This is a genomic window from Metalysinibacillus jejuensis, assembly GCF_003057615.1.
Lineage (GTDB): Bacteria > Bacillota > Bacilli > Bacillales_A > Planococcaceae > Metalysinibacillus > Metalysinibacillus jejuensis.
Genome location: NZ_QAFW01000019.1, coordinates 37362 through 43495, shown reverse-complemented (window position 1 = coordinate 43495; position 6134 = coordinate 37362). Strand labels below are relative to the sequence as shown.

Here is a 6134-nt window from a genome sequence, read left to right as displayed (position 1 = left end):
AAATGAAGGCATTCGCCTATTGGCATTAGCATAGAAACAAAAACTCTTGGAACAAGAGGGTTAGCTCGGTCAGTTTTCGTTGGCTAGTAAAAGCAACGATAAGTCGAGAAGCCCCCACTTCAATTAGACCGCAAGGTCAATAAGTGGTGGGTAGTTCACGTCGCGACTTATAAACACCCGCAGAAATATTCGTATTTCTACGGTTTTTTTATGCCGCTCGTCGTGGCGCTAAAATTCTTTACTAGATTTTTCTGAACATTCATGTATAATTGGTGTCACATACGAATCGTTTCCTTCGGGGTCAGGTGAAAATCCTAACCGGCGGTATAGCCCGCGAGCTCCACGGAGCAGGATTTGGTGAAATTCCAAAGCCGACAGTACAGTCTGGATGAGAGAAGGAAGTAAAAGTTACGTGCTTTCGCGTAGCTTATTTTCTGACCCCACAAAAACATTTGTGTGGTCTTTTTCAATTGCATAGTTTTCCTTCGGGGTCGGGTGCAAGTCCCAACCGGCGGTATAGCCCGCGAGCTCCACGGAGCAGGATTTGGTGAAATTCCAAAGCCGACAGTACAGTCTGGATGAGAGAAGGAAGTGGCAAAAAACTAGCGTATAGGCTGGTTTATTTCGCAATGCCTACTTCACAAGCCCCTGTATCATGCAGTGGGCTTTTTATTATTTTTGGAGGTGATGTTATGACAGATCAACAATTTATGCAATTTGCTTTACAACTTGCGGAAACTGGTAAAAATCAAACATCCCCGAACCCGCTTGTCGGCTGTGTCATCACTAAGGGTGAGGACATTATCGGTTTCGGTGCCCACTTAAAAGCAGGCGATGCGCATGCCGAAGTGAACGCCTTAAAAATCGCAGGCGACAAAGCAAAAGGTGCTAACGTGTATGTAACACTCGAGCCGTGCAATCACATTGGGCAAACAGGTGCTTGCGTAGATGCCCTTATCACAGCGCAAGTGGCCCATGTTTTTGTAGCAACGCTCGACCCTAACCCGCTCGTTGCAGGAAAAGGCGCAAGGCGCTTAGAGGAAGCGGGCATTGCGGTGAGCGTGGGCTTATGCGAAACCGAAGCGAAAGCGTTAAACGCACCGTTTTTCCATTTCATTTCACAACATCAGCCGTACGTTACGCTAAAGCAAGCCATTTCACTCGATGGCAAAATTACCGCGAGCGAGGGCGAGCAAACGTTTATTACAGGTAAAAAAGTGAAGGAAGACGTACACTTAGCGCGTTCGCAGCACGATGCCATTTTAGTCGGCACGAACACCGTGTGCATCGACGACCCGAGCTTAACGAATCGCCTAAGCATAACGAAAAAACAACCGGTGCGCGTCATTATCGACCGCTTCGGCAAAATTAAAGCGAACGCTACTGTCTTTACCGATCACGCTGCACCGACGTGGCTCTTTACGACAGCACCGCGCGATTTACCGAATGTGCGCGTCTTCGTACTCGACAATTGTTCACTCGGCAATATTTTACGTCGCCTTGCAGACGAAGGCATTATGACGCTGTATGTCGAGGCAGGTTGCGGCATTGCGGATGCTTTTTTACAACAAGGTTTTGTGCAAAAAATGATTACGTACGTCGCGCCAAAGCTACTCGGCGACAGCGCACTGCCAATGGTGACGTCTGCCCTACCCCGTCCCTTTACGTTCGATGAGGTAACGCGCATTGGCGAAGATATTAAAATTACGATGACGCTAAAATGAGGTGAGCCTTTGTTTACAGGCATTATAGAAGAGCTAGGCACTATCGAAAAAATGGCCAAGCGCCCCGAAGCTATCGCGTTTACAATCGGTGCTAACACCATTATGACCGATATGCAAATTGGCGATAGCATCGCAGTTAACGGCGTTTGCCTTACGGTGACAAGCTTTACAGCAAAAAGTTTTACAGCCGACGTTATGCCAGAGACAGTCCGCGCTACGACCTTATCGTCATTGCAAACAGGCGATAACGTTAACGTCGAGCGTGCCATGGCAGCTAACCGGCGCTTTGGCGGTCACTTCGTCGCAGGTCATGTGGATGAAGTAGGAACAATTTTACGCAAACGCCCTTACGCCAACGCGGTTTATTTCGATATTAAAATTTCTAAAGAAGCGAGCGCAACGTGTATCCCACGTGGCTCGATTGCCATTGACGGCATCAGTTTAACGATTTTTGATTTACAACCTGAGCAAGTTACGGTATCCCTTATCCCGCATACGTTTGACGAAACGACACTCGGCTTTAAAGGCGAGCGCGCTAGCGTCAATATCGAAACGGATCTTTTAGGCAAATACGTAGCTCGCAAGTTGCAAAAACAAAGCGGTACCATTACAACAGATTTTTTACGACAAAACGGATTTTAAGGTGGTCATAGTATGTTTCATACAATCGAAGAAGCACTCGAAGATTTAAAAGAGGGCAAAATTATTATCGTCGTAGATGACGAAAACCGTGAAAACGAAGGCGATTTTATTGCGCTTGCCGAACACGCTACACCTGAAGTCATTAACTTTATGGCTTCATTTGGTAAAGGCTTAATTTGTACACCCCTAAGCCCAGTAATTGCGAGCCATTTACAGCTTGCGCCTATGGTCGAACGCAATACCGATTTTCACCAAACAGCATTTACCGTAAGTGTTGACCATATTGATACTACAACAGGCATTAGCGCATTTGAGCGTGCCACAACGATTCAAAAACTGATTGATCCTACTGCTAAAGCGGAACATTTCCGCCGCCCAGGACACGTCTTCCCTCTTATCGCTAAGCCAGACGGTGTGCTCGCACGCCCTGGTCATACCGAAGCAGCTGTAGATTTAGCGATGCTTGCTGGGAGCACCCACGCAGGTGTCATTTGCGAAATTATGAATGAAGACGGCACGATGGCTCGCCTACCTGAGCTACAAAAAATGGCCGCCTTGCTTAATATGAAAATTATTACAATCGAAGCGTTAATCAATTACCGCCTCGAAAAAGAACAAGTAATTACGCGCGAGGCGAGCGTAGCAATGCCTACCGCACAAGGTAACTTTACGATGATTGGCTACAGCAATACGCTCGACCATAAGGAGCATATCGCCATTACAAAAGGTGAATTGCATCAAGCCGAAGCACCACTCGTACGCATTCATTCGGAATGTTTAACGGGCGATGTATTTGGTTCAAAACGCTGTGATTGCGGACCACAACTTGAAGCGGCACTAGCGATGATTGAACAAGACGGAACAGGCGCTGTTTTGTATATGCGTCAAGAAGGTCGCGGCATCGGCTTACTTAATAAATTAAAGGCGTACGAACTGCAAGAACAAGGGTATGATACTGTCGAAGCTAACGAAATGTTAGGCTTTGCGAGCGAGTTACGCGACTACCGCCTATGCGCTCAAATGCTGAAAGATTTAGGTGTGACGACGGTACGTTTATTAACGAATAACCCTGATAAAGTAGCCCAGCTCGAACGTTACGGCATTAACGTAGCCGCACGCGTACCTATTATTGTAGGGCTTGCTGAAGAAAACGCGAAGTATATGGCAACAAAACAACAAAAAATGCAACACCTATTATAAGGAGGATTTTTTCATGGTAAATATTTTACAAGCACAACTCGTAGGTACAGATTTAAAAATCGGCATCGTTGTAGGCCGCTTCAATGAATTTATTAACGACAAATTACTCGCTGGTGCTATTGACGGCTTAAAACGTCACGGTGTTGACGACGCTAACATTGAAGTTGCCTGGGTACCTGGCGCATTTGAAGTACCATTTTTCGCTAAAAAAATGGTCGAAAGTCAAAAATATGATGCTGTTATCGGCTTAGGCACCGTCATTCGCGGGGCAACGACGCATTATGATTATGTATGTAATGAAGCGGCTAAAGGCATTGCACAAGTCGGCTTACAATCTGGCGTACCGACCATTTTCGGTATTGTCACAACAGAAACCATCGAACAAGCTATTGAACGCGCTGGTACAAAAGCTGGCAACAAAGGCTATGATTCAGCAGTAGCTGCAATTGAAATGGCAAACCTTACAAAACTACTGTAAAACAAAAGGCGAAGGGGTAATCGCTACCCTTTCGCCTTTTGATATTATTGCATACTATAGCTCAGTGATCGTTGCATCTCCACTACTTTGGAACTTCTCCGCCGCGACTCTCTCAATTGGGCGGGGCTGAACGGTGGGAGTCGCTTTTTATTCAATCCAGCATCTTTCCCACCAGCCCCTTCCTGTTTTCAGGTTACGCTGGAGAAGTGGAACTTCTCCGCGCACCCTTCCAAACCTGGCGGGGCTGAACGGTGGGAGATGCTTTTTATTTAATCCAGCATCTTTCCCACCAGCCCCTTCCTGTTTTCAGGTTACGCTGGAGAAGTGGAACTTCTCCGCGCACCCTTCCAAACCTGGCGGGGCTGAACGGCGGGAGATGCTTTTTATTCAATCCAGCAATAAAACACCAACCCCCTCTACTTTTCAGTCGCCACCTTAGAAGTGGAACTTCTAGGTGACGCCTTCCAAAGTTCACGGGGGCTAAACGGTGTTTTTTGCTTTTTATTCAATCCAGCGCCTTCCCGCTAACGCTTCGCCATTTTCGCACAAGCCTTGAAAACAAAAACATGTTTTCAGCGGCATGCGCTCCAAATTGCTTCAGCGTTGAACAGCGGGAGTCGCTTTTTATTTAAAATACGTTTTATAATAACCGCCAATATGGCCGGTATTGTCAATGACAAAAATAAATTCGTCCGTTTCGTTTTTCACTTCGTATTCTTTTCCTACCGTTAAAACATTTGATACTAAATATTTTGCTGCATTCGTATGCGTACAAGTTACTGTGCGTAGCGTTGGCGCATCTTTCCATGTATTATGAAGCATAGCAATCTCTCCTCGTGTTAAATTCGTCTTCTCTAGTGTATACGATTTTAGCGTGTTTGTGGAGAGCTGGAGGTGAAATTTATGAGCGTACCGCCGTGGTTTTATGCCATCGCCTTTGCCGTCGTCATCGCTTTTGTGATTTTTTCAGAATGGAATTCGCGCCGTTAACCATTTGTGTTAACTAAGTTAAATATGTAGTTGACTTACAGACTTTACTCCACTAAACTATAACCATACTATTTTTTTGGAGTGATTAAAATGGCAACAACGGTTCAACAAGCGCGTGCAGGCAGTCGGTTCTCCACGCTTGATATGGTATATTGCGCACTGTTCGCAACATTAATGATGATTGGCGCAAACATTACAACGTTCGCCCCTTTCTTAGTCGTAGGTGGCGTACCTATTACGCTACAATCTTTTTTTGCTACACTAGCCGGGTTAATTTTAGGGGCGCGTAAAGGCGCGATCGCTATGCTCGTTTACACATTAATCGGCTTAGCAGGTGCACCGGTATTCGCAGGCTTTAAAGGCGGCATGTCGATGTTACTCGCACCAACGTTTGGCTTTATCATCGTCTTTATTTTAATTGCCTACATTATTGGCAAAATGACAGAAAAAAATGGCACGGTTAAAAGTTATGTCATCGCTTCACTTGTCAGCACCGTAATTACGTACGTCATCGGTACGAACTGGATGTACGGCGCGTACATGTTGTGGGCAGGCGCACCAGAAGGTTTTAACTACTGGATGGCTTGGGCTTGGATGCTTGGCCCACTACCGAAAGATATTATTTTAGGCGTCTTTGCAGGGTTCTTCGCCTTCCGTATTAATAAAATCTTAAAAATTAATAAAGCGTAAACGACAAAAGAGGTTGCCCCGTTAATGGGACAGCCTCTTTTTGTACTTATTTTTTCATTTCCTCTTTTAAATGCGCAATTGCTGCGTCAAATGTTTCATCAATTTCTTTATTTGGACGGTACGTTAGTAAGCTTACGACTACAATAGCAAGCAATCCTAAGAAGAAGCCCGGAATGATTTCATAAAGCCCTAGCCATTTCGCCTTCCCCCACACAAACGTCACTACTGCGCCGACTGACACGAAAAATACCGCTAAGCGTCCTAAAAATACATAGTAACTATCTGATTTCGGTGTTTTATTAAACGCTTTGTATAAGTCTTCGACAAGCGCCGATGACGTTACGATAAGCTGCGAAGAAATCGTACTCATTACTGCCGATAATACAGCCGCTAAAGAGTACATCGCGTCT

At 45.5% G+C, this 6134-nt stretch carries 7 protein-coding genes and 2 riboswitches; of the genes, 5 read left to right on the top strand and 2 right to left on the bottom strand.

All coding sequences use genetic code 11. The annotated features are described in order from the left end of the window. Positions 1-287: 287 nt before the first annotated feature. Positions 288-404: riboswitch (FMN riboswitch) on the top strand. Between the two features lie 73 nt (positions 405-477). Beyond that, positions 478-594, top strand: a riboswitch (FMN riboswitch). 98 nt (positions 595-692) lie between these two features. The 4 genes from ribD to ribH are packed head-to-tail and all read left to right on the top strand — an operon-like array spanning position 693 to position 4044. Further along, positions 693-1724, top strand: coding sequence for a bifunctional diaminohydroxyphosphoribosylaminopyrimidine deaminase/5-amino-6-(5-phosphoribosylamino)uracil reductase RibD (gene ribD / locus DDE80_RS07985; protein ID WP_161952299.1), 1032 nt, complete (start codon positions 693-695; stop codon positions 1722-1724). Positions 1725-1733: 9 nt separating this feature from the next. Further along, positions 1734-2366: a riboflavin synthase gene (gene ribE / locus DDE80_RS07980; RefSeq protein WP_108307139.1), complete on the top strand. Its 633-nt coding sequence runs from the start codon at positions 1734-1736 to the stop codon at positions 2364-2366. Positions 2367-2378: 12 nt separating this feature from the next. After that, the gene (locus DDE80_RS07975) at positions 2379-3566 is read left to right on the top strand and encodes a bifunctional 3,4-dihydroxy-2-butanone-4-phosphate synthase/GTP cyclohydrolase II (RefSeq protein ID WP_108307138.1); all 1188 of its coding nucleotides are present in this window, start codon (positions 2379-2381) and stop codon (positions 3564-3566) included. A 13-nt stretch (positions 3567-3579) separates the two neighbouring features. Next, positions 3580-4044 (top strand): 6,7-dimethyl-8-ribityllumazine synthase, encoded by a 465-nt coding sequence (gene ribH, locus DDE80_RS07970; protein ID WP_108307137.1) that lies wholly within the window; start codon positions 3580-3582, stop codon positions 4042-4044. 624 nt (positions 4045-4668) lie between these two features. Here ribH and DDE80_RS07965 read toward each other — a convergent pair. Next, positions 4669-4866: a DUF6501 family protein gene (locus DDE80_RS07965; RefSeq protein WP_108307136.1), complete on the bottom strand. Its 198-nt coding sequence runs from the start codon at positions 4864-4866 to the stop codon at positions 4669-4671. Positions 4867-5124: 258 nt separating this feature from the next. Here DDE80_RS07965 and DDE80_RS07960 point away from each other — a divergent pair, with 258 nt between their 5' ends. After that, positions 5125-5724 (top strand): biotin transporter BioY, encoded by a 600-nt coding sequence (locus DDE80_RS07960; protein WP_108307135.1) that lies wholly within the window; start codon positions 5125-5127, stop codon positions 5722-5724. A gap of 46 nt (positions 5725-5770) precedes the next feature. On the opposite strand, the gene DDE80_RS07955 is transcribed toward DDE80_RS07960, so the two are convergent. After that, positions 5771-6127 carry a sodium:solute symporter family transporter gene (locus DDE80_RS07955; protein ID WP_108307134.1) on the bottom strand — a complete coding sequence of 119 codons (357 nt, stop codon included), beginning with the start codon at positions 6125-6127 and terminating at the stop codon, positions 5771-5773. Between the last annotated feature and the right edge of the window lie 7 nt (positions 6128-6134).

Bases quoted from the DNA above. Each gene is read 5' to 3' on its own strand.
- DDE80_RS07965 (WP_108307136.1), bottom strand. From the start codon at position 4,866: ATGCTTCATAATACATGGAAAGATGCGCCAACGCTACGCACAGTAACT.
- DDE80_RS07955 (WP_108307134.1), bottom strand. From the start codon at position 6,127: ATGTACTCTTTAGCGGCTGTATTATCGGCAGTAATGAGTACGATTTCT.
- DDE80_RS07975 (WP_108307138.1), top strand. From the start codon at position 2,379: ATGTTTCATACAATCGAAGAAGCACTCGAAGATTTAAAAGAGGGCAAA.
- ribH (WP_108307137.1), top strand. From the start codon at position 3,580: ATGGTAAATATTTTACAAGCACAACTCGTAGGTACAGATTTAAAAATC.
- DDE80_RS07960 (WP_108307135.1), top strand. From the start codon at position 5,125: ATGGCAACAACGGTTCAACAAGCGCGTGCAGGCAGTCGGTTCTCCACG.
- ribD (WP_161952299.1), top strand. From the start codon at position 693: ATGACAGATCAACAATTTATGCAATTTGCTTTACAACTTGCGGAAACT.